At 66.0% G+C, this 20025-nt stretch carries 25 protein-coding genes; 23 read left to right on the forward strand and 2 right to left on the reverse strand.

Annotated elements, in window-relative coordinates:
• The 23 genes from ASE76_RS05880 to ASE76_RS05990 form a co-directional block, all read left to right on the forward strand.
• A partial coding sequence (locus ASE76_RS05880; RefSeq protein ID WP_156362532.1) for a phage portal protein occupies positions 1–782 on the forward strand: 782 nt, incomplete at its 5' end.
• Between the two features lie 3 nt (positions 783–785).
• A complete protein-coding gene (locus ASE76_RS05885; protein WP_055836263.1) occupies positions 786–1658 on the forward strand; it encodes a head maturation protease, ClpP-related in 873 nt (290 codons plus the stop codon).
• A 12-nt stretch (positions 1659–1670) separates the two neighbouring features.
• On the forward strand, positions 1671–2975 hold the full coding sequence (locus ASE76_RS05890) for a phage major capsid protein (protein WP_201781842.1): 1305 nt from the start codon (positions 1671–1673) through the stop codon (positions 2973–2975).
• 71 nt (positions 2976–3046) lie between these two features.
• Positions 3047–3460, forward strand: a complete 414-nt coding sequence (locus ASE76_RS05895) for a HeH/LEM domain-containing protein (RefSeq protein WP_055836268.1) — start codon at positions 3047–3049, stop codon at positions 3458–3460.
• A 2-nt stretch (positions 3461–3462) separates the two neighbouring features.
• Positions 3463–3801: a head-tail connector protein gene (locus ASE76_RS05900; RefSeq protein ID WP_236698355.1), complete on the forward strand. Its 339-nt coding sequence runs from the start codon at positions 3463–3465 to the stop codon at positions 3799–3801.
• 1 nt (position 3802) lies between these two features.
• Positions 3803–4054, forward strand: coding sequence for a head-tail adaptor protein (locus ASE76_RS05905; protein WP_055836275.1), 252 nt, complete (start codon positions 3803–3805; stop codon positions 4052–4054).
• Positions 4047–4538, forward strand: a complete 492-nt coding sequence (locus ASE76_RS05910) for an HK97-gp10 family putative phage morphogenesis protein (protein WP_055836278.1) — start codon at positions 4047–4049, stop codon at positions 4536–4538. Before ASE76_RS05905 ends, ASE76_RS05910 begins: the two co-directional genes overlap by 8 nt.
• Positions 4535–4885 (forward strand): hypothetical protein, encoded by a 351-nt coding sequence (locus tag ASE76_RS05915; RefSeq protein WP_055836281.1) that lies wholly within the window; start codon positions 4535–4537, stop codon positions 4883–4885. The genes ASE76_RS05910 and ASE76_RS05915 overlap by 4 nt, the downstream gene beginning before the upstream one ends.
• 26 nt (positions 4886–4911) lie before the next feature.
• On the forward strand, positions 4912–5199 hold the full coding sequence (locus ASE76_RS05920) for a hypothetical protein (RefSeq protein WP_055836283.1): 288 nt from the start codon (positions 4912–4914) through the stop codon (positions 5197–5199).
• Between the two features lie 1315 nt (positions 5200–6514).
• Entirely contained in the window at positions 6515–6835 is a 321-nt protein-coding gene (locus ASE76_RS05930) for a hypothetical protein (protein ID WP_055836289.1), read from the forward strand.
• Between the two features lie 89 nt (positions 6836–6924).
• A complete protein-coding gene (locus ASE76_RS05935) occupies positions 6925–7236 on the forward strand; it encodes a DUF1799 domain-containing protein (RefSeq protein ID WP_168389222.1) in 312 nt (103 codons plus the stop codon).
• Between the two features lie 3 nt (positions 7237–7239).
• Positions 7240–10284, forward strand: a complete 3045-nt coding sequence (locus tag ASE76_RS05940; protein ID WP_055836295.1) for a hypothetical protein — start codon at positions 7240–7242, stop codon at positions 10282–10284.
• Positions 10285–10322: 38 nt separating this feature from the next.
• Positions 10323–12281, forward strand: coding sequence for a hypothetical protein (locus ASE76_RS05945; RefSeq protein WP_055836299.1), 1959 nt, complete (start codon positions 10323–10325; stop codon positions 12279–12281).
• Positions 12278–13195 (forward strand): hypothetical protein, encoded by a 918-nt coding sequence (locus ASE76_RS05950; protein WP_055836302.1) that lies wholly within the window; start codon positions 12278–12280, stop codon positions 13193–13195. Before ASE76_RS05945 ends, ASE76_RS05950 begins: the two co-directional genes overlap by 4 nt.
• A gap of 99 nt (positions 13196–13294) precedes the next feature.
• Positions 13295–13975: a hypothetical protein gene (locus tag ASE76_RS05955; protein WP_055836305.1), complete on the forward strand. Its 681-nt coding sequence runs from the start codon at positions 13295–13297 to the stop codon at positions 13973–13975.
• Positions 13975–14796, forward strand: a complete 822-nt coding sequence (locus ASE76_RS20440) for a glycine-rich domain-containing protein (RefSeq protein WP_156362534.1) — start codon at positions 13975–13977, stop codon at positions 14794–14796. Before ASE76_RS05955 ends, ASE76_RS20440 begins: the two co-directional genes overlap by 1 nt.
• A 2-nt stretch (positions 14797–14798) precedes the next feature.
• A complete protein-coding gene (locus ASE76_RS05960) occupies positions 14799–15311 on the forward strand; it encodes a hypothetical protein (protein ID WP_055836308.1) in 513 nt (170 codons plus the stop codon).
• Between the two features lie 63 nt (positions 15312–15374).
• Entirely contained in the window at positions 15375–15791 is a 417-nt protein-coding gene (locus ASE76_RS05965; RefSeq protein ID WP_055836311.1) for a structural protein P5, read from the forward strand.
• A 2-nt stretch (positions 15792–15793) separates the two neighbouring features.
• Complete coding sequence (locus ASE76_RS05970; protein ID WP_055836314.1) at positions 15794–16189, forward strand: hypothetical protein; 396 nt, start codon at positions 15794–15796, stop codon at positions 16187–16189.
• Positions 16176–16655: a hypothetical protein gene (locus tag ASE76_RS05975; RefSeq protein ID WP_236698356.1), complete on the forward strand. Its 480-nt coding sequence runs from the start codon at positions 16176–16178 to the stop codon at positions 16653–16655. Before ASE76_RS05970 ends, ASE76_RS05975 begins: the two co-directional genes overlap by 14 nt.
• Complete coding sequence (locus ASE76_RS05980; protein WP_055836320.1) at positions 16652–16918, forward strand: hypothetical protein; 267 nt, start codon at positions 16652–16654, stop codon at positions 16916–16918. Before ASE76_RS05975 ends, ASE76_RS05980 begins: the two co-directional genes overlap by 4 nt.
• Complete coding sequence (locus tag ASE76_RS05985) at positions 16915–17766, forward strand: hypothetical protein (RefSeq protein ID WP_055836323.1); 852 nt, start codon at positions 16915–16917, stop codon at positions 17764–17766. Before ASE76_RS05980 ends, ASE76_RS05985 begins: the two co-directional genes overlap by 4 nt.
• A complete protein-coding gene (locus ASE76_RS05990) occupies positions 17763–18107 on the forward strand; it encodes a hypothetical protein (protein ID WP_055836324.1) in 345 nt (114 codons plus the stop codon). Before ASE76_RS05985 ends, ASE76_RS05990 begins: the two co-directional genes overlap by 4 nt.
• A 292-nt stretch (positions 18108–18399) precedes the next feature.
• Here ASE76_RS05990 and ASE76_RS20445 read toward each other — a convergent pair whose 3' ends face one another.
• Together ASE76_RS20445 and ASE76_RS19905 are read right to left on the reverse strand one after the other, a co-directional pair.
• Entirely contained in the window at positions 18400–19083 is a 684-nt protein-coding gene (locus ASE76_RS20445) for a hypothetical protein (protein WP_156362535.1), read from the reverse strand.
• An 87-nt stretch (positions 19084–19170) separates the two neighbouring features.
• Positions 19171–20025: a DUF2806 domain-containing protein gene (locus ASE76_RS19905; RefSeq protein ID WP_082448066.1), complete on the reverse strand. Its 855-nt coding sequence runs from the start codon at positions 20023–20025 to the stop codon at positions 19171–19173.

Raw genomic sequence — 20025 nt, forward strand, 5'->3', positions numbered from 1 at the left:
ACTACCCACGGGCGAACGGCTCGCTGCGGGAGATCGCGACGGCAAACATCTGGACCATTCCCGGCTTCACGCTCGACGGGATCAACGGGGTGTCCGTCATCCAGTACGGGGCCAAGGTCTTCGGCGCGGCGATCGCGGCGGAGAAGGCGGCGGCCACGACCTTTCGCAACGGCATGCTGCCCACCATCTACTACAAGGTGGCGACGTTCCTGAAGCCCGACCAGCGCAAGGAATTCAAAAAGAACCTAGCCGGCACGATCGAGCGCGGCGAGGCCCCGTTGCTCGAAGGCGGCACGGAGGCCGGCACGCTGGGCATCAATCCGTCCGACGCGATCTGCCGCTGGTTCCGCGTTCCGCCCTGGATGGTCGGCCACACCGAGAAATCCACCAGCTGGGGCACCGGCATCGAGCAGCAGATGATCGGCTTCCTGACTTTCACCCTGGGCCCGTGGCTGCGCCGTATCGAGCAGGCGATCGCCAAGGACCTGCTGACTCCAGGTGAGCGGACGCGGTATTACGCGAAGTTCGCGGTCGAGGGACTGCTGCGCGCCGACAGCGCCGGCCGCGCTGCCTTCTACGGCGCGATGGTCAATAACGGCATCTTGACCCGCGACGAAGTGCGGGAGCTGGAAGACCGGGAGCCGATGGGCGGCAACGCAGCCGTGCTGACCGTCCAGTCGGCCATGACCACGCTCGATGCGGTCGGCACCGCAACAGAAACCACCCAGGCCCGGGCCGCACTCCGCGCGCTGCTGGGCTTCTCCCCCGACTCCAAGGATTGATCCATGAGCAAGAAAACATTGCCGGGCGCGCCGGAGGGTCGCCCCTGCGCGGCCGTTTCCAGCCAGCTGCAGCCCCGCGCCCTGGACCGCTGGAACGCTGGCGTCCGCGCCGCGACGACCGAGGCTGCCGACGACCGCACGATCAGCGTCTACGACGTGATCGGCTACGACTACTGGAGCGGGGAGGGTGTCACCGCCAAGCGGATCGCCGGCGCCCTGCGTGCGATGGGCCCGGGCCCGGTGACGGTGAACGTGAACAGCCCAGGCGGCGACATGTTCGAGGGCCTGGCGATCTACAACCTGCTGCGCGAGCACGACGGCGAAGTGACGGTCAAGGTGCTGGGCCTGGCCGCCTCGGCCGCCTCGGTCATCGCGATGGCCGGCGACACGGTGCAGATCGCCCGGGCCGGCTTCCTGATGATCCACAACGCCTGGGTGATGGCGATCGGCAATCGCAACGATCTGATTGAGGTGGCCGACACGCTCAAGCCCTTCGACGTGGCGATGGCCAGCATCTATGCCGCCCGCACCGGCCAGGACGCCAAGGCCATGGGAAAGCTCATGGACGCCGAGACCTGGATCGGCGGCGAGGCCGCGATCGAGGGTGGCTTCGCCGACGAGCTGCTGCCTTCCGACCAGGTCGAGAAGGGCGCCGGCAAGGCCAGCGCGTCGGCCATCCGCCGCATTGAGGCCGGCCTGCGCGCCGGCGGCATGCCCAAGAGCGAGGCCATGCGCCTGCTCAGCGAATTCAAGTCCGGCGTGGGTGATCCCGCCGGCAGCGGTGCGGGCGATCCCACCGAACACGGCGGGGCCCGCAAGCCCGCCGCAGCAGCGCAAGTCGTCCAGGCCCTCCAGGGCTTCACCCTCTCCAACTGAAAAGGTACCCCAATGAAAACTTCCAAGAATCGCATCGTCGTTGCTCTGATCGCAGCGGCAGCCATCGTCAACGACGCGCTCTTCCGTCACATGAAGCGCTCCGGCTTGGTCCTGTGCGCGGCCGACGACGATGCCCAGTCCCTCAAGGTCCAGCTGCAGCGCATCGGCGACGAGGTCAAGGCCGCGGGCGAGAAGGCCCTCGGCGAGGCGAAGAGCGCTGGCCAGCTCTCCCGCGAGACGAAGGCCGAGGTCGACCAGCTGCTGGTGAAGCACGGCGAGCTGCAGGCCAACCTGCAGCACGCCCAGCAGGCGCTCGCGAAGATCGAGGCCAACGGCGCCGGTGGCGACGTGCAGCACCAGTCGCTCGGTCAGCAGTTCGTCAACACCGACGGCGTGAAGGCCCTGATGGGTCAGACCACCCCGCGCGGCCGCGTCGACATGCCGATCCATGCGGCCATCACCGGGCTCACCACCGACGCCGACGGCTCGGCCGGCGACCTGGTCGAGCGCACCCGCCTGCCAGGCGTGCTGGCGCTGCCGCAGCGGCGCATGACGGTGCGTGACCTGATCACCCCCGGCACCATGGACGGCAACGCCCTGGAGTACGTGAAGGAAACCGGCTTCACCAACAACGCCGCCATGGTGGCCGAGGGCACGCAGAAGCCCGAGTCCAGCCTGAAGTACGACCTGATCAGCACCACCGCGAAGGTGATCGCCCATTACGTGAAGGCCTCGCGCCAGATCCTGAGCGACGCTTCGCAGCTGGCCAGCATGATCGACGGCCGCCTGCGCTACGGCCTGGCCTTCAAGGAAGAGGGCCAACTGCTCAACGGCGACGGCACAGGCCAGAACCTGCTGGGCATCATCCCGCAGGCCTCTGCTTTCGTCGCACCGTTCGACCCGGCCGGCACCGAGACCAACATCGACAGCATCCGCCTGGCGATGCTGCAGGCCTTCCTGGCCGAATACCCCGCGACCGGCATCGTGATGAACCCGACCGACTGGGCCCGCATCGAGATGCAGAAGGACGCCAACGGTCGCTACATCATCGGCAACCCCCAGGGCAGCATCGGCGCCACGCTCTGGAACCTGCCGGTCGTGGAAACCCAGGCCATCAGCACCGACAAGTTCCTGGTCGGCGCCTTCAAGCTGGGCGCGCAGGTGTTCGACCGCTGGCTGGCGCGGGTGGAAGTCTCGACCGAGGACGGTGACAACTTCACCAAGAACATGGTGACCATCCTCGCCGAGGAGCGCCTGGCGCTTGCCGTGTTCCGCCCCGAGGCCTTCATCTACGGCGACTTCGGCAACGTCGCCTGATCGCCGCCGACGTCCCCGCAACCCTAGAAGAGCCCGGCCCGCCGGGCTCTTCGCATTCCAGGAGATATTCCATGCGGATCAAATTCCAGATGCCGGACCCCCGTGCCGGCACCATCGCCCAGATGGACAGCAGCCGCGGCCGCCAGCTGGTCGAGCGCGGCAATGCGGTCGAGATCGGCCCCGACGACGCACCCGTCGCGCGGCCCGCCCGCTCCGTTGGCAGCGACGAGCTGCGCGCCGATGGCCCCACGGTGAAGGAGTTCGTCGCCGCTGGCTACCAGGCCGCGAACTATCCACCGGCCGGCTACGCGTCGAAGAGCACCCCAGAGGAGATCGCCGACGCGATCCGCGCGCAGGGCGCTCCAGCGGTACCGCCGGGCCCCCAGACCGTCGCCGATTTGAAGACGGCCCTGGACGCGGCGGGCATCGCCTACAAGGCCAGCGCGTCGAAAGCCGAGCTGCAGGCCCTCCTGCCGACTGCATGACCATGCTGGTCTCGCTCGACAGGGCGCGCGCCCATCTGCGCGCAGACGACGATTACCCGGCCGAGCAGATCCAGATCTACCTGGAGGCGGCCGAGGAACAGGCGCAGGCCTTCCTGAACCGCAACGTCTACCCCGACGCCGACAGCCTGGCCACGGCGGTGCTGAACGGCACGGCAGGCGACGACCCCATGCTGGTGAACAAATCGATCACCGCGGCCGTGCTGCTGATCACCGGCCACCTGTTCGCCAACCGCGAAGACACGGTGAGCGGCGCCATGGCGCAATTGCCGATGGGCTCCCGCTCCCTGCTGCAGCCCTGGCGCGTCGGTCTGGGGGTGTGACATGCGGCTAGCCGGCAAACGCGACCAGCGCATCCTGATCGAGGCGCTGCAGGTGGACAAGGGCACCTCGGGCGGCATGCAGCAGACCTGGGTGCCCGTCGCCAGGGTCTGGGGCAGCGTCCGGCACCTGTCCGGAAATGAGAAACGCGCCACGGCCGTGGGAGGCCTGGTGGCCGAGGCCCGCACCGAGTTTGAGATCCTCTACCGCCCCGGCGTCATCGCCACGTGCGACAGCGGGGTGAACCATGGCTGAATCCAGCATCCTCGGCATCGGCGAGATGCGGCAAAACTTCGCCCAGCTCAACGCCGACAAGATGAAGAACCGCATCGGCCGCCGCATGGTGGTCGCCGGCGGCAACATCGTGAAGCGCGAGGCGAAGTCCGTGGCCCAAGGCCTGGGCTTGCGCCGCACCGGCGCGCTGCTGAAGAACATCGTGATCAAGCGCGAGTCCGCTGCGCCAGATGGCACCGTGCAATACAACCTCGGCGTGCGGCACGGCCGCAGCCTCACCAAGAAACAGAAGGCCTCCAGCATGCTGGCGGTCAATAAACAGGGCAGGGTGGTCAAGCGCTTCGCCGACGATCCCTTCTACTGGTCGTTCCTGGAGTTCACCACCAAGCGCCGGACCGGCACGCCGTTCCTGGCGCGGGCCCTGGTCAACAAGCGCGACGCGGCCCTGCAGGCCATGGGCGACGCCCTGGCCAAGGAACTGCAGAAAGTGGGTCTCAAACGATGAACGTGCATGCCCTCGTCTCTGCGGCGCTGGAAGCGGTGCTGCCCAACACCTGGGCGGTCGAACTGCCGCCGGTGCCCACCTGGCCCGCCGTCGTCTTCGACATCGACTCGAAGCCCGAGGAAAAGTGGTGCGCCGGCGGCGGCTACGACCAGCACAGCGTGAACATCGTGGCGATGGACAAGGACCTGGACACCTTGATCGCCCTGATGCCGCAGCTGCTCGCCGCGATGGAAGCGCTGCAGCCTGCCTTCCAGTTCGATGAAGACGCCGGCGATGCCGACTACGAAGACGACCCCGATGTCTTCGCGCAGTTTCTGACCGTCCGACTCCGCACCCCGCGGTACTGATCCCACCCCCTTCCCGAAAGGAAACCATGCCCAAACCCGACACCGCGGGAGGCGCAGCCCTGCCTGCCGTCCTGGCAGCGCCGCTACCCGTCACCCTCGTGCAGCCGGCCGCACCGCCGCCTGTGTCTCCTCTGGCGGTGGCGCCCACGCCGGCCCCGGCGGCCGACACGCCCGCCAAGCCCGTCGCCGAGCCGATCCACCCGCCGGACGACTTCACCGGCATCGGCGGCCGCTACAGCCGTGACCCCATCACCGGCGCACGCACCCGCATGCCCGATCCCGCTGCCGACGCAGCAAGCGCCACCCAGGAGTAATACCCATGGCCAAGTCGATGAAAAAGATGCTCCTGCTGGTCAAGCGGGAAGTGACCCCGGGCGTGGACCCGATCCCCACCGCCGGCGCGAATGCGATCCTGGTACGNCATGCCCGATCCCGCTGCCGACGCAGCAAGCGCCACCCAGGAGTAATACCCATGGCCAAGTCGATGAAAAAGATGCTCCTGCTGGTCAAGCGGGAAGTGACCCCGGGCGTGGACCCGATCCCCACCGCCGGTGCGAATGCGATCCTGGTCCGGGCCTTCACGCCCGAGCTGGTGACCGCCGAGTTCGTGCAGCGCAACCTGCTGCGCCCCTACAAGGGCAACAGCGGCAGCATGGCGGTCGGCGTGCACCGCCGCTTCCAGTTCGAGATCGAGCTGGCCGGCAGCGGCACCGCCGGCACCGCGCCGGCCTGGGGCGACATCCTCCAGGCCTGCGGCTTTTCCGAGACCGTCACCGCGGGTCAGAGCGTGCAGTACCTGCCCGTCAGCGAGGGCGAACCCACCCTCACCATGTACGGCTACCTGGACGGCCTCCTCTTCAAGCTGACCGCGGCGAAGGGCACGGTCAGCTTCCAGACGGATGCCAAGACCATCCCGGTGATGAAGTTTGACTTTATCGGCACGTACAGCGACGGTGCCGACGTGGTGCAGCCGGCCAACAGCACCGTCGATTACAGCAAGTTCAAGCAGCCCCAGACGGTCGCCAAGATCAACACGCCCGGCTTCAGCATCTTCGGCGTGGCCGCGTGCATGCAGGCGTTCGGCTTCGACGTGGCGAACCAGCTGACCTGGCGCGAGTTGGTGAACTGCGCCGGCCCGCGCAGTCCCGACCGCCAGCCGAAGGGCACCGCAATGATCGAGCTGACCACCATGGCGCAGAAGAACTGGGGCCGGACGATTGTCGACAGCACGGTCGGCGCGGCCCAGCTGATCCACGGCACCGTGGCCGGCAACATCGTTCAGGTCGACCTGCCGCAGATCCAGATCACCAGCGCCGCGCTGCAGGACCAGGAAGGCATCGCGATGCTCAACCTGGGCTTCGACATCAACCCGAACACGGGTGACGACGAGATNCAGGTCGACCTGCCGCAGATCCAGATCACCAGCGCCGCGCTGCAGGACCAGGAAGGCATCGCGATGCTCAACCTGGGCTTCGACATCAACCCGAACACGGGTGACGACGAGATCGCGCTCACCGTGAAGTGACCCCCGCCGCCGGCCCGCCCGGCGGCTTCCACCCCCGTTCCCTCCCTGGCCCGCCGGCACCTCGCCCGCGGGCCTTTGTTCGTTCCCTCCCATCCGAGACCACCATGTTCAATCTCTCCCAGACCGAAACCTTCGAAGAAACCGTCACCGTCAGCGTCAAGCAGAAAAACGGCTCCTGGAAGCAGGAGTCCTTCACCGGCGAATTCAAACGCGCCGAAGAAGACGAGCGCGAGGCGCTGCTCCAGCTCAAGCACGTCGACCTGGTGCGCGACCGCCTGGTGGGCTGGAAGATGAAGGACGAGCAGAAGAACGACGTGCCCTTCACCCCGGAAAACCTCGACGCCTTCTGCAAGCTGACCGGCGCCGTGCGCGAGACGGTCATCGCCTTTTGGCGCGCCAACACCGGCGCACGCGAAAAAAACTGATCGGGGCGGCGCGGCACTGGGCCGGCGTGCGGGATGGCCCGCCGCCGGCCCTTTCCGTTGACGCCTCGATCGTGGAGGGCATGCGGGCCATGGGCGCCAGCGCCGAGGACATCGAGGCGGTGGAAGCCCAAGTCCAGCCCGAGGACGACAGCCACGAGCACTTCGGCCTGTACGCCGAGAACGTCCAGACCTTCGAGCGCTTCCACGCGCTGCGCACCCAGTGGCGCCACGCCGGCATCGGCGCGGTGCGCACCGGCTTCGACTACGCCGCGATCCACGCCTGGATGCAGTTCTCCGTCCCCAAGAAAGAGCGCCAGCAGCTCTTCTCCGACCTGCAGCTGATGGAGTCCGCGGTGCTCGACGCCGACTCCGAGCTGATCAAAAACAAGAAGGAAACCTGACCCATGGCTGCACTCGGCTCCCTCGTCGTTCAGCTCGGGCTGAACTACGCTCAGTTCACGGGCGGCGCCGATGCTGCGGAGCAGCGCGCCCTGCAGATGTCCAAGCGTGTCCAGGACACGATGGACGGCCTGAAGTCCGGCATCGCCACCACCGTCGGCGCCATCGCCGGCGGCTTGGCGGCCGGCTTCACCATCTCCGCATTCAAGGGCCTGATCAGCGGCGCGGTCGAGACCGGCGCAGCCCTGGACGACCTGGCGATGCAGACCGGCGCCAGCGTCGAGGCGCTGTCGGGCCTGGCCGCCGTCGGCAAGTACAGCAACCAGTCGGCCGAGTCGATCGGCGGCGCGATGAACAAGCTCGCCAAGAACATGGCCGGCGCGACCGAGGAAAGCAAGGGCGCCGGGGCGGCGGTGCGCGCGCTGGGCATCGACTTCGACACCTTCAAGAAGCAGTCGCCCGACGAGCAGCTGCGCACGATCGCGAAGGCGATGGACGGCTTCGAGAACAGCAGCGGAAAGGCGGCCGTCGCCCAGGCGCTGCTGGGCAAGGAGGGGGCCAAGATGCTGCCCTTCTTCAACGACCTGGCGACTGTGGGCGAGCTGCAGGCCAAGGTGACGACCGAGCAGGCGGCAGCGGCCGCCAACTTCGACGACAACCTGGACCGGCTGACTTCGAGCGGCGACGCCTGGAAGAAGCAACTGGCCCTGGCCATGATCCCCGCCCTCGACCAGGGCCTGCAGGCGTTCCTCGACGTCAGCAACGGCACCGGCGGCCTGCGCGCGGAGATCAAGCGCCTGTCGGAAGACGGCAGCATCAAGCAGTTCACGACCACTGCCGTCACCGGCCTGACCTACGTGGCCGACGCCGCGCAGCTGGGCTGGCGCGGCATCAAGGTGATGGCCGAAGGCATCGGCGCCTATGCGGCTGCGGGCGTCGCCTACTTCGGCGCGGTCGGCTCGGCCATCGGCAAGGCGATGAAGGGCGACTTCACCGGCGCGCTGGCCGACATGCGCACCGGCATGAGCGAGGCCGGCACCATCGTGAGCGACCTGGGCGAGAGCGTGATCACCACGTTCAGCGAGGACACGATGGGCTCGCGCATCCGCGCCCGGATGAAGGACCTCGACGCGCTGGGCGGTGGCGGCAGGGAGGTCAAGAAGAACCTCGACTTCACCAACGTCCTCGACAAGGACAAGAACGCCGCCGCGGCCGCAGCCGATGCGATGGCCGCCCTGATCGAGCAGATCAAGGGCCGGGACAAGCTGCAGCTGGCGCAGGCGAAAGAGACGACCGAGGAACTGAAGTCCCTGCGCAAGCGCGGCTCCCTCGGCGAGATCGAGGCCATCGAACAGGTGGCCGACGCCGAGATCAAGGCGCTGGCGACCAGCCGGGCCCTGATGACCGAAGAGCTGGCGATCTACGGCACGAAGCAGAACAGCCAGAAGGACGTGGCCGCCACGAAGGCCCGCATCGCCGAGCAGGACGAGAAGATCGGCGCGCGCGAGAAGCAGCTGAACCGCGAGCTGCTGGAGTCCTACGCCCAGTACAACGCCGAGGCCGACAAGCGCCTCGACGGTCGGTACAAGGACACCGCCGCGCTGGACAAGCAGCTCGAGCAGCTGGAGTTCGAGGCGAAGACCATCGGCGCCACCGCCGAGCAGGTGCGCCTGCTGGAGGCCGCACGCACGGAAGAAATGGCCGTGGCCCTGGAGCGCCAGGCCGTCACACGCCGCCTCATCGACGGCAACAGCGCGGAGGCCGACCAACTGGAGCGACAAGCGGAACTGCTGCGCAAGATCGCCGGCCAGAAGGGCGCCAACGGCATCGCTGCCGAAGCCGCTTCCCAGTGGAAAGCCTTCACCGAAAGCCTCTACAACGGCTTGACCGACAGCCTCTTCCGGGGCTTCGAGGCCGGCAAAGGGTTCTTCCGGTCCTTCTGGGACGGCATCAAGAACACCTTCAAGACAAGCGTGCTGAAGCTGCTGGTGCAGGGTGTGATGACGGGCATCACCGGCTTGGCGGGCTCGGCCGCCAGCGCTGCAGGCCTGGTCGGCAACCAGGCGGGCGGTGCTGGTGGTGTGCTCGGCGGCGCGAACCTGGCGTCGAGCGCATTCAGCCTCATCTCTGGCGCCGGCAGTGCGCTGGCCTCGGGCGTGTCGTCTGGCCTCACCGGCTTCTTCGCGGGCGAAGGCGGCGCGATCATCGCCAACGGCATCAGCAGCGCCGTCGGCGCCAGCACGGTCGGCGGCGCGTCCTTCAGTATCGGCAGCGTCATCGGCGCCGCAGCACCCTACGCGCTAGCCGCGGTGGTGGCCCTGAACGCCCTGGGTGTCTTCCGCTCCGAGAAGAAGACCGATGTCGGCTTCAAGGGCACGCTGGGCGCCGAGTCCGACGTGTCCGGCTTCACCACCATCCGCAAGGGTGGCACCCTGTTCTCGGGCCCGTCCTACCGCGACGAGCTGTCCGCGCTGCCGGCCGCCACGAAGCTGGCAATCGACCAGTCGGTGGGCTCCATGTTCACCAGCGTCAAGGGCTTCTCCGACGTGCTGGGGCTCAACTCGAAGGCGATCGACGGCTTCACCAAGGACATCTTCATCAGCACCCAGGGGCTGACCGATGCCCAGATCCAGGAGAAGCTGGCCGCTACGTTCAAGAGCCTGGGCGACGACCTGGCCAACCTGGTGGCGGGCGGCATCCTGTCGGGTGCGAAGGCCGGCTCCGCTGCCGCTGCTGCTGCGATCCAGGAGGACGCGGCCGGCGCGCTGCCGGTGGCCTACGCCGGCGCCGCAGATCCTGCTGCTGGTGGTCAGACCGTCTCGGCGGCCTCGGCTCTGGACCCGTTCCGCCGGGCGGGCGAGTCGGCGATCGACACGCTGGGCCGGCTGGCCAACAGCCTGTCGGGCGCGAATGCCATCTTCGACTCGCTCGGCCAGACCGCCCTGAAGGCGTCCCTGGCTGGTGGTGCCGCAGCATCGGCCCTGGTCGACCTGTTCGGCGGCATAGACAAGTTCAGCGCCGCCGCGGGCAGCTTCCTGCAGGACTTCTAGGCGTCACGCTGCCGAAGTCGCGCGACGCCTACCGGGAGATGGTCGAGCTGTACCAGACGAAGCTCGACACGGAGGAGGGCCGCAAGATGTACGCGGCCCTGCTGCAGTTCGCGCCCGTGTTCGCCTCGATCACCGACGCTGCCAACGATGCGTCGGCCTCGGCGGCGTCCAAGGCCGAGCGCGACAAGGCCATCGCGGACAAGACCTACGACTACGAGCAGCAGATCCTGCGCGCCCGGGGCAAGGACCGCGAGGCGCTGGACCGGGACCGGGCCAAGGAGTACGCCGCCGCGGCCGAGCTGAGCCCGGCCCTGGCCAAGCTGGCGAACGACCTCTGGGAAGTGCAGGACGCCGCGACGGCAGCGGCCGCAGCGACGGCGCTCGCCAACGCCGCCCGGGACCAGGACATCCAGATCATGGAGCTGCAGGGCAACGCCGCCGGCGCGTTGGCCGCCCGCCGCGACATCGAGCTGGCTGCGATGGACCCGCTGCTGCGCGAGAAGCAGCGCTACATCTACAGCCTGCAGGACGAAGCCGCAGCCGCGCAGGCCGCGGCCGCCGCCAAGGCAGAAGCCGACGCCCGGAACAAGGAGATCGGCGACACGCAGTTTGACTACGAACAGCGCCTGCTGCGCGCCCAAGGCCGCACCCGTGAAGCACTGGACCGTGACCGGGCCAAGGAGTATGCCCGGCTGGTGGCGCTGAGCCCCGCGCTGGCGAAGCTGGCGAACGACCTGTGGCTGGTCGAGGACGCCAGCACGGCCGCCGCGGCGGCTGCAGAGGCGGAAGCCAAGGCCAAGGCCGAGCGCGAGAAGCTGGTGGACGACGCCTTCTCGGCGGTGCAGCGCGCCGTCGACGCCCGCAAGACGGTGCTGAGCGACCTGCAGGGCATCCAGCAGGCGGCAGTCACCGGCCTGGGCGCGATCGGCCAGACCCTGAAGTCGAGCATCGGCTCGCTGCTGGGCGAGGTGACCAGCGTCACGGCAGTGACGGCCGCCAACGGCATGGCCTACATCCGCAAGGCGCTGATCAGCGGGGTGAGCGGCAACGAGGAGTTGCAGGCCGCCATCGCGGGCGTGCGCAGCGGCATGGGCGAGGACAAGTACGCGACCCGGGAGGAATATGACCGGGACCGCTTGGTGCTGGCCGGCCAGCTGTCCGAACTCGAGGAAGTCAACGGCGTCCAGCTCACCACCGCCGAGAAGCAGCTCAAGACCACGCAGGACGAGCTGAAGCGCCTGGACGACGTGCTGCGCGAGTCGAAGAACCTGGTCGACACGATGAAGGGCGTCGACACATCGGTGCTGAGCGTGGCCGAGGCGATCGACCGGCTGCACAAGGCGATGTTCCCGGCGAAGCCTGCGGGAACTGCAACGGGCGCCGGCTCGAGCAGCGGCGGTGCGGTGGTCGGTGCGGGCCCTGGCGGCGGCGGCGCGGGCAGCGGCTCGTCGCTCGGCCGCCAGGCGAATGGTACTTACGTCTTCAGCGACGGCTACGTGAATCGCGTGATCGCCGGTGCAGACGCGGCCAACCTGGGCGGCCTGGATGCGGTCTTCGCCAAGTACGCCGGCACCGGCGACGTGGCGGGCTACTACAACGCGGCCAAGGCGGCGGGGTATTCGCTGCGCGACGTGGCCGCGCATGACGGCTACTTCTACGGCGATGTCCTCGCCGCGGCGGCTGGGGCCGGCGTGCCGGCCTTCGCCACGGGTGGCATGCACGCGGGCGGTCTGCGGATCGTGGGCGAGCGGGGCTGGGAACTGGAGGCCTCGGGCCAAAGCCGGATCTGGAACCAGCAGCAGCTGGCATCCGCGTTCGGCGGCGGTGGTGCTGCGGCCAATGACGCGATCGTGGTCGAGCTGGCTGCGCTGCGCGAGGAAGTGCGGCAGATGAAGGACGCGGCCAAGGCCACAGCTACCAACACGGCCGAATCGGCTAAGACCTTGCGCAACGTCTCGGGCGGGCAGGACTCCTTCGCATCCAGGGCAGCAGCATGATCGTCGTAACCCCCATCCCCATCACCGATGCGGTCCTGACCAGCAGCAGCGTGCCAGAGCCCGACTCCGGGGAAACGCTTTGGTCGTCCAGCTCGGCCTATGTGGTGGGCGACGTGCGGATCCGCACCACCACGCACCGCAAATACCAGTGCGTGAAGGCGGTAGCGGCCGGCACCAACACGCTGCCCGAGAACGATCCGACCAGCTGGCAGGACATCGGCGCGACCAACCGGCGCGCGATGTTCGAGCTGGAGCGCAACAACGCCACCACCTCGGCCGGGACGATGACCGTCGTCCTGACGCCAGGGCAGCGGGTCGGGAGCCTCTTCCTCGGCGGCCTGCAGGCCACGAAGGTGACGGTGGTGGTCACCCTGGCCGGGCAGGAGATCTACCGGCGGGCCGTGAGCCGCATCGCGCGGCGCACGACCAGCTGGAAGACCTACTTCTTCGGCAAGTTCATCGTGCTGCCGTCCCTACTGCTGACCGACCTGCCGCCGTCGACCGGCGCCGTGATCACCGTAACGCTCGAGAACAGCTTCGGCTCTGCCGTGAAGTGCGCGGCGCTGGTCATCGGCAATGGCGAGTTCATCGGCAACGTGCAGAAGAAGGCCAAGAGCGATGCCCTGAACTTCAGCAACACCACCCGGGACTTCGCCGGCAACGTGACGTTCGTGCCCCGCCGCACGGTGCCGCGGACCGACCAGGTGCTGGAGCTGCCGAAGGGCTTGGTGAACACCGTGCGGGACCTGCGCACCGCGCTGAACGCGAAGGTCGCGGTCTGGAGCGGCCTGGACGACTTCAGCGACGACGGGTACTTCGAGTCGCTGCTGATCCTGGGCTTCTACCGGCAATTCTCGATCGATCTCGACCAGCAGAAGGAAGCGCTGGTCACCCTTGAACTGGAGGAAATCTAATGGCCATCACCCNCTGATCCTGGGCTTCTACCGGCAATTCTCGATCGATCTCGACCAGCAGAAGGAAGCGCTGGTCACCCTTGAACTGGAGGAAATCTAATGGCCATCACCCCCGTGCCGGATCTGCCCGTCCTCGGCTCCGCGCCGTCGACCACGGACATGGCCAACTTCGACACCCGGTCTGACGCGTTCCTGCCGCAGCTGAAACCCTGGGGCGATATGCTGAAGGCGATCGGCGACGCGACGAAGGCCAATGCCCAGTCGGCCAACACCGATGCCGGCATTGCCCTGGCGGCCCAGGCCGGTGCCCAGGCGGCGGCAGCCCAGGCCGCGGCGGGTTCCGGCTCCGCCAAGTGGGCGGCCGGTAACTACAACGACGGCGCCACCGTCTGGTCGCCGATCGACTACATGGGCTATCGCAAGCGCGGCACCAGCGCCAGCGCGACCGACCCGAGCCAGGACGCGGCCAACTGGTCGCCCCTGACGCCGAAGGTCGCGCCCACGGCACTGATCGCCGCCAGCTTCAACGCAGCGCCCGGCGGGTGGTATCCGCTCGACACCAGCGCGGCCGGCTTCCTCGTCCCGTTCCCCAACACGGCGGCCAACGGATCGCAGATCACGTTGTACGACGCGACCCGCACCTGGAACCTGAACCCCGCCGTCGTCAATCCGCAAGGCAAGAAGGTCGGCGGCCTGCCGGAAAACTACAACTGCAACTCGAAGGGTCGCACGCTGACCTTCACTTATATCGCCGCGCTCGGCGACTGGAGCATCCAATAATGGGATCGTCTAGCGACCTCTTCGCATCCGGCGGCAAGCTGGTAATCGAGATCATCACCGCGTCCAAGGTCTGGACGCCACCGCAGGCGCTACTCGACAAGGGCGGCGTCGTCACGGCTGAACTGGTCGGCGGCGGCGGCGGAGGCGGCGGCGGCGCTTACAGCTCACCGAGCGTCGTCACCGGTTACGGCGGCGCAGGCGCAGGCGGCTGGCGCATCCTCCGGCAGACGATCGTCACCGCGGCTATCAACGCGGTCATCGGTGCGGGCGGAATCGGTGGCGCAGCATCGAGTGTTGGGAGCCAAAACCAGACGGCCCTTGGAACGGTTGGGCAAGCCGGTGGGACGACAACCTTCAACGGCTTGTCGGCGCCCGGCGGCGGCGGCGGCGGAGGCGGGTACGCAAATAGCTCTTCGGGCACACCGAACGTAATGGCCGGCTCAGGCGGCGGCGGCGGCACTCATGGCGCGCCAGGTACGCAGGGCAGTTATTACAGCAACGTCCCTGGAGGCCAATACTCCGGCGGTTATCCCGGCGGATACGGAGCAGGCGGCGGGAACGGCAACGTTCAGGGCTCCGGCGCCGGCGCAGGCGCAGGCGGTCCTGCTTTCAGCACGACGTCAGCCAGCAACATCTTCCAGCTCAGCATGCCTGGCCCTGGCGTCAACGGCTATGGCGTCGGCGGCCCCTCGGCATTGTTCGGGACTGTTGGTTGGGCCGATCAACCAAACAACAGCGGCAACGGCGGCGGCGGCGGCGTCGGAAACCAGAAGGGCTGGAACGGCGGCTCTGGCGTGATTGTCCTTTCTTACGTGGTGTAAATATGAAATACGCACTGATCAATGGTGCCCAGGTCGCCAACGTCATCGTGGTGGAAGAGGGCGAAGAGGGGGCTGCGTTCCTGGCAGCGATCGCTTCTGAATGGGATCACATCGAACCGCTCGATACCCCGCATGAGCAGGGCCTAGGCGTGGGTATCGGCTGGGGTTGGGCTGATGGCGCCTTCGTTGCCCCTGCTGCGGCCGAGCCGGCGCCGGTGGTGCGGCCCACGGTCTACACGAAGACCGACTTCCGCAAGCTGCTGACCGACGGCGAGAACATCCTGATCGACAACTTCAGCTTCGCGGAGTTCGTGGCCGAGACACCGGCGATCAAGAACCTCACGGTCGCGCAGCGCGCCGGCGTGCGCTCGGCGATCGCCCGCTACAAGGACGCGATGGACATCGACCGCACGGACCCGACGACGGTGGAGTTCATCGGCGCGCTCGGTGCGCTCGGGCTGCTCGACGGGACGGGCCGGGCGGGTCAGATCCTGGCCGGCGAACCGGCGCCCTGACGCTGCCCCACCCAACATGCAACCCGCCCCGGCGGGTTTTTTTACGCCCATTCGGAGACCACCATGGCCACCATTCCCCGCGGCATCCGCAACCACAACCCCGGCAACATCGACCGCACCACCGAGCGCTGGCAGGGCATGGCCACTGACCAATCCAGCGACCCGCGCTTCGTCGTCTTCACTGGACCCGTGTGGGGCTTGCGCGCCCTGGCCAAGGTGCTGCTCAGCTACCAGCGCAAGTACAACCTGCGCACGCCGGCGGCCATCATCGGTCGCTGGGCGCCTCCGGTCGAGAACGACACCGGCGCCTATGCCCGCCAGGTCGCCAAGGCCCTCGGGGTGCAGCCCGGCGACCAGATCGACCTGCAGGACGCCCGCACGCTGGAGCGCATCCTGCCAGCCATCGTCGCCCACGAGAACGGCCATCAGCCGTACCCCGAAGCCCTTATTCGCCAGGCCGTCACCCTGGCGCTGGAGTGAGCATGGGCGACATGGTCGGCTTGATCGCCGAACTCAAAGGGCCGTTCGGGGCCTACGGCGCGATCACCATCGCGCTGCTGGTTTACCTCTGGCGTGAGCGCAGCCAGCGCGCCGTGGGTGCTGCCAACAACGAGGCAAACATCAGTGCGATCGAGCATTGGAAAGAGGCCGCGGCCGAGGCAAAGGCCGCATTGCTCGACATGACCCAGCGGGCCGACCGGTTCGCCGAGGGTCGCAACGAAGCCGTGCAGGCCCTCGGCGAGCTGCGCGGCCAGCTCGGCGAGATGACCCGCCAGCTCACCGCGCAATCCCAGCAACTCGACCAGCAAGCCCGCGAAATGCAGGGTCTGCGCGAGCAGGTCGCCTCCCTCAAGGAACAACTCAATGGACACGCATAACACCAGCGGGCACGACTGCGCCGCAGTCCTGGCAGCGGCATCCGGCCGTCGCGCCCGTATCACCTACTTCATGCACCAGGCCGTCATCCTGGGCGGCCTGCTCGGAGGCGGCATGTCCCTGGGCTACTACGCCGGCGTGCAGTCGACGCGCGAGGACGCCAGCGCCGAGATCGAGCGGTTGCAGCGCACCCACCAGGCGGTGCTCGACGTGATCTCCGGGCGCCAGGCGCGCACGGCAGAGCGGTTGGATGCCACGGCCAGCACCGTGAAGGAGGTGGCCACGACGGTGTCTGAGGTCGCAAGCACGGCTGCGGCCGCGTCGGAAACTGCGCAGGCCGCGGCTACTACTGCCGGCAAGGCAGCGAAGGCGGCGGGCGTGCCGGCGGCCGCCATCGAGCAAGACCGCAAGGCGATCAACAGCGCGATCGGCAAGGCCAACGCCCGGATCGGGGAGGGTGCCCGATGAAGCGCGCATTCCTTATTCTTGCCGCCGCTGTCCTGCTGGCCGGCTGCGCGTCGACGCCGCCGGCGGAACCGCAGGCCAGCGTTACCGCCCAGGCATGCCAAGCAGCATCGGCCGACGTGCGCACGCTGGTGGAAATCCACGAGCTGCAGCGCGCCTGCCCCCTGCTGCCCACCCTGCGCGCCGGTGCCAGCGCGCTGGAGCGCCGGGCCCACACCGAAACCATCGTGCGCATGTACGAGAACTGCGCGAGGAGCGGATCATGAATTGGTACGTCATCGCAGCCGCGGCAATCGCCGCGCTGCTCGCCATCTGGGTGCTGCCGCCCCTGGTGCTGCTCTGGTGCCTGCCGGTGCCCCTCGCTTACAAGGCCAAGGCCTCCGCCAGCATGCTCGGCGCCTGGCTGCGGGGCGGTTGGGTCAAGATCTTCGGCCTGTCGGCGTTCCTGGTGGTGCCGCACCTGGTGCGGGGCCTGCCGCGCACGGCCGAAGGCCTGGCCCGCTGGGACTGCGTCTACGGCAATAACTGGGGCATCAACGGCGACCAGCGGCCCTGGGCCACCTATGCCGACGTCACGCTCGGCAAGGTGCCGCTCGACCAGGTCGAGCTGGGCTACGACCTGGCCGGCCTCGATCCCATGAGCCAGGCCGAGGGCGTTCCGCTGCTGGTGCCCGTCGACCAGCAGACGCCGACCTACTACAGCGACCAGCCGGCCCGCAGCGACGCGGCCCGCCGCACCTGGCTCGGGTCGCGCAACCGCTGCACCAACCTGGCGATCCGCATGGGGGTGACGTGGCCCACCGGACCGAAACAGGCCTGGGGCGACATCTGGTGCGACAAGTCCCGCCCGGGCTGGGCACTCTTCGAGCAGGGCGGCCGCTACCACCTTGTGGCGGCCCTGCCGCTGCCCTGGGGCCGCGTATTACCGGTGAACTGGGGCTATGCCCTCAACCTGACCCGCGATCGCTCCATGGCCCGCTGCACCGCCGAGCTCAAGCCCTTCGGGTTGTCGAAGCGGGCGGACGGGCTGACGGTCGACCAACGATTCTTCGCCCTGCCGCCTTCCAAGCGCGCAGAGATCGCCGCCATCGTCCAGCACCAGGTGGTCCTATGAACCCAATCGCCTACCTTTTGGCCGCCAGCATCGCCGCAAACGCGGCGCTTGGCTGGGCCTGGATTGACGCCCGCGACGCCCGCACCGTGGCCGAGCAGCAGCGCGACCAGGCGCGTGCCGATGCGACGGCCGCCAGCGATGCCGTCGAGGCGCTGGAAGACGTGGCCAAGAAACGTGCGGCCGCTGCCAAGCCAGTACAGGCCGCCGCCCGCGCCGCGGCCGTGGCTGCCCAGCAGCGCGCCACGCAAGAGATCGCTACGCGTGCGGCCGTCGCCGGCGACGACTACGCCAGCGTACAGGTCCGCCTGCAGCGCTGGGAACAGGGGAGGGCTAAGCCATGAAGGCAGCGATCGTGATCGCCGCAGCGACCGCGCTGGCCGGCTGTGGCACTTCCCGCACGGTGCAGGTCAAAGTGCCGGTGCCGGTCGAGTGTCGTGTGCAGACGCCTGCACGGCCAGCCATGCCGCTCGATTCGCTGCGACCGCCCTATAACGTTGACACGTGGGTGGCGCACGCGATAGCCGAACTGCGTGTTAGAGAAGCGTATGAGCAAGAAATATATGTCGCTCTTCGCGCTTGTACTCTGCCGCTTGTGCTAGCTGAGTAATATGCGTTGAGCATGCGGCTTAAATATCATTGATTCGCGAATGTGGACGGGGCGTGGGCGATTTCACCGGTAACGCCTGAGCGTTTTTTTTCAAACTCCTTAGCCTGCCTTCGCTTTTGCTTATCTAAACGCCTTTTCTCAGCGATAATTTTTGCCCCTTGTTCTAGGTTGTCGAATCCTCGTACCATTAAGTAAATGCCGGCTGTAATGAATGCTATGAAATATTCGGCGTCCATCAAGTTTGCAGAGTAATTCTTGGTATATGTTCGATAAACGACTATGGCTATACCAGCCACAATTTCAGTGGCTCCCCATATTCTCCGGTATTTTCTTCGAATAAAGTAGCATCCTAGGCCAATTGTAAATGCGCCCAATGCAACGGGAATAGCTGTTTTGTAATTTGGGGCTACGGGTATGAGTTTATAAATGTGGCTGATCCCAAATCCAAAACTAACAATAGCAATGGAGCCTGCGGCAGATCTAATGGTGGCGGAAATTATTTTGTCTCTGATTTTGCTGTTGTCGGCTCGCTCAGCCCAAAGATAGATCAGCACAAAAAAAATAAATATAAGCGTTGTCGGAACATAAAATTTCGTTATGTGAGTCGTCCATATGCCTGCAAACAAAATGGACAATAAGCCAAGTTGACTTCCAAAAAAGGCCACAATAAGTAATTTATCGGATAAGGGTGGCTCATAGTTTTTCGGCATGATTGTTTTGTTTTCGCTTGCAGTATTGGTTGTTGGTAACGCAAAGGTTTCAAGAAATCATACGGGCTGATTTCACTGCTAGATTTTTCAGATGTCTGTATGGGCTAGATGAGCGCTCCAAATGTGTTTTAGATGTTCATAAAATCCAGGAATCTCTTCTCGCACGCATAAACTTGCAATTTCTGATCCCGGGCCGCTCAGCATTACTCGGCCCACAGAAAGCTCAGGAATAGGCATTGCAAACAACGTTAGATCTAATTTATGATCGCAGTATTGGGCGGTTAATTTATTTTGATCAGGCTGGATTAAAAAGCTTGATAGGCTGCTGAATGCGATTAGCCCTAAGTTTTCGAGGTGTGTTAACGACGCAAAATTAATTCCATGCCTGTTGTAAATTTCGTTCCTGACTTCTGAAACTATTACATATTCCTCTGGGAAAGAGACACGGAACCTGCACAAAGTGTCAAAAAGAAATGCATCTGCACCGTCTATTTCAGCTAGCAAATTGACGGCACGCCTGGAGAAGCTTCCTGGCGTATTGGCCTCTCCTGCCAAAACTTTAGCCCATGCGCTTTGCATTTGCTCATCAGAGATGTGTTTTGCTTTGTCGAAGAAATTCGATAGCCAATCGCTTTTCAATTGTTCAGGATGCGCATCTTCTTTCACCAGCGGCAAGGATTGGGAGGCGATAGACTCGATATTGTTTTGCGCACGCGATTCTTGAACGACTATGCGATTTACGGCGCGACTTTCGAGTGCGGAAAGCTTCTGCTGATTCGCAAATTCAATTAACGAAACCTCGCCTTTGGCGCGAGCTATTCGTTTCATTTGATGTGGCTCATACCAAATTCCAACTGCGCTAGTGATTGCTTGAACTAAAACTTCGACAGGTTTTGCAAAAGCACTAAAATCTACTAGAGAAAATTTTCCGTTATCGCTCAT

The sequence above is a fragment of the Xylophilus sp. Leaf220 genome, from assembly GCF_001421705.1.
Lineage (GTDB): Bacteria > Pseudomonadota > Gammaproteobacteria > Burkholderiales > Burkholderiaceae_C > Xylophilus.

Excerpts from the sequence above, each read along its gene's own strand:
- ASE76_RS05945 (WP_055836299.1), top strand. The coding sequence starts at position 10,323 with ATGGTCGAGCTGTACCAGACGAAGCTCGACACGGAGGAGGGCCGCAAG.
- ASE76_RS05900 (WP_236698355.1), top strand. The coding sequence starts at position 3,463 with ATGCTGGTCTCGCTCGACAGGGCGCGCGCCCATCTGCGCGCAGACGAC.
- ASE76_RS20445 (WP_156362535.1), bottom strand. The coding sequence starts at position 19,083 with ATGCCGAAAAACTATGAGCCACCCTTATCCGATAAATTACTTATTGTG.
- ASE76_RS05885 (WP_055836263.1), top strand. The coding sequence starts at position 786 with ATGAGCAAGAAAACATTGCCGGGCGCGCCGGAGGGTCGCCCCTGCGCG.
- ASE76_RS20440 (WP_156362534.1), top strand. The coding sequence starts at position 13,975 with ATGGGATCGTCTAGCGACCTCTTCGCATCCGGCGGCAAGCTGGTAATC.
- ASE76_RS05930 (WP_055836289.1), top strand. The coding sequence starts at position 6,515 with ATGTTCAATCTCTCCCAGACCGAAACCTTCGAAGAAACCGTCACCGTC.
- ASE76_RS05950 (WP_055836302.1), top strand. The coding sequence starts at position 12,278 with ATGATCGTCGTAACCCCCATCCCCATCACCGATGCGGTCCTGACCAGC.
- ASE76_RS05965 (WP_055836311.1), top strand. The coding sequence starts at position 15,375 with ATGGCCACCATTCCCCGCGGCATCCGCAACCACAACCCCGGCAACATC.
- ASE76_RS05895 (WP_055836268.1), top strand. The coding sequence starts at position 3,047 with ATGCGGATCAAATTCCAGATGCCGGACCCCCGTGCCGGCACCATCGCC.
- ASE76_RS05920 (WP_055836283.1), top strand. The coding sequence starts at position 4,912 with ATGCCCAAACCCGACACCGCGGGAGGCGCAGCCCTGCCTGCCGTCCTG.
- ASE76_RS19905 (WP_082448066.1), bottom strand. The coding sequence starts at position 20,025 with ATGAGCGATAACGGAAAATTTTCTCTAGTAGATTTTAGTGCTTTTGCA.
- ASE76_RS05940 (WP_055836295.1), top strand. The coding sequence starts at position 7,240 with ATGGCTGCACTCGGCTCCCTCGTCGTTCAGCTCGGGCTGAACTACGCT.
- ASE76_RS05890 (WP_201781842.1), top strand. The coding sequence starts at position 1,671 with ATGAAAACTTCCAAGAATCGCATCGTCGTTGCTCTGATCGCAGCGGCA.
- ASE76_RS05905 (WP_055836275.1), top strand. The coding sequence starts at position 3,803 with ATGCGGCTAGCCGGCAAACGCGACCAGCGCATCCTGATCGAGGCGCTG.
- ASE76_RS05985 (WP_055836323.1), top strand. The coding sequence starts at position 16,915 with ATGAATTGGTACGTCATCGCAGCCGCGGCAATCGCCGCGCTGCTCGCC.
- ASE76_RS05915 (WP_055836281.1), top strand. The coding sequence starts at position 4,535 with ATGAACGTGCATGCCCTCGTCTCTGCGGCGCTGGAAGCGGTGCTGCCC.
- ASE76_RS05910 (WP_055836278.1), top strand. The coding sequence starts at position 4,047 with ATGGCTGAATCCAGCATCCTCGGCATCGGCGAGATGCGGCAAAACTTC.
- ASE76_RS05935 (WP_168389222.1), top strand. The coding sequence starts at position 6,925 with ATGGGCGCCAGCGCCGAGGACATCGAGGCGGTGGAAGCCCAAGTCCAG.
- ASE76_RS05970 (WP_055836314.1), top strand. The coding sequence starts at position 15,794 with ATGGGCGACATGGTCGGCTTGATCGCCGAACTCAAAGGGCCGTTCGGG.
- ASE76_RS05960 (WP_055836308.1), top strand. The coding sequence starts at position 14,799 with ATGAAATACGCACTGATCAATGGTGCCCAGGTCGCCAACGTCATCGTG.
- ASE76_RS05955 (WP_055836305.1), top strand. The coding sequence starts at position 13,295 with ATGGCCATCACCCCCGTGCCGGATCTGCCCGTCCTCGGCTCCGCGCCG.
- ASE76_RS05975 (WP_236698356.1), top strand. The coding sequence starts at position 16,176 with ATGGACACGCATAACACCAGCGGGCACGACTGCGCCGCAGTCCTGGCA.
- ASE76_RS05980 (WP_055836320.1), top strand. The coding sequence starts at position 16,652 with ATGAAGCGCGCATTCCTTATTCTTGCCGCCGCTGTCCTGCTGGCCGGC.
- ASE76_RS05990 (WP_055836324.1), top strand. The coding sequence starts at position 17,763 with ATGAACCCAATCGCCTACCTTTTGGCCGCCAGCATCGCCGCAAACGCG.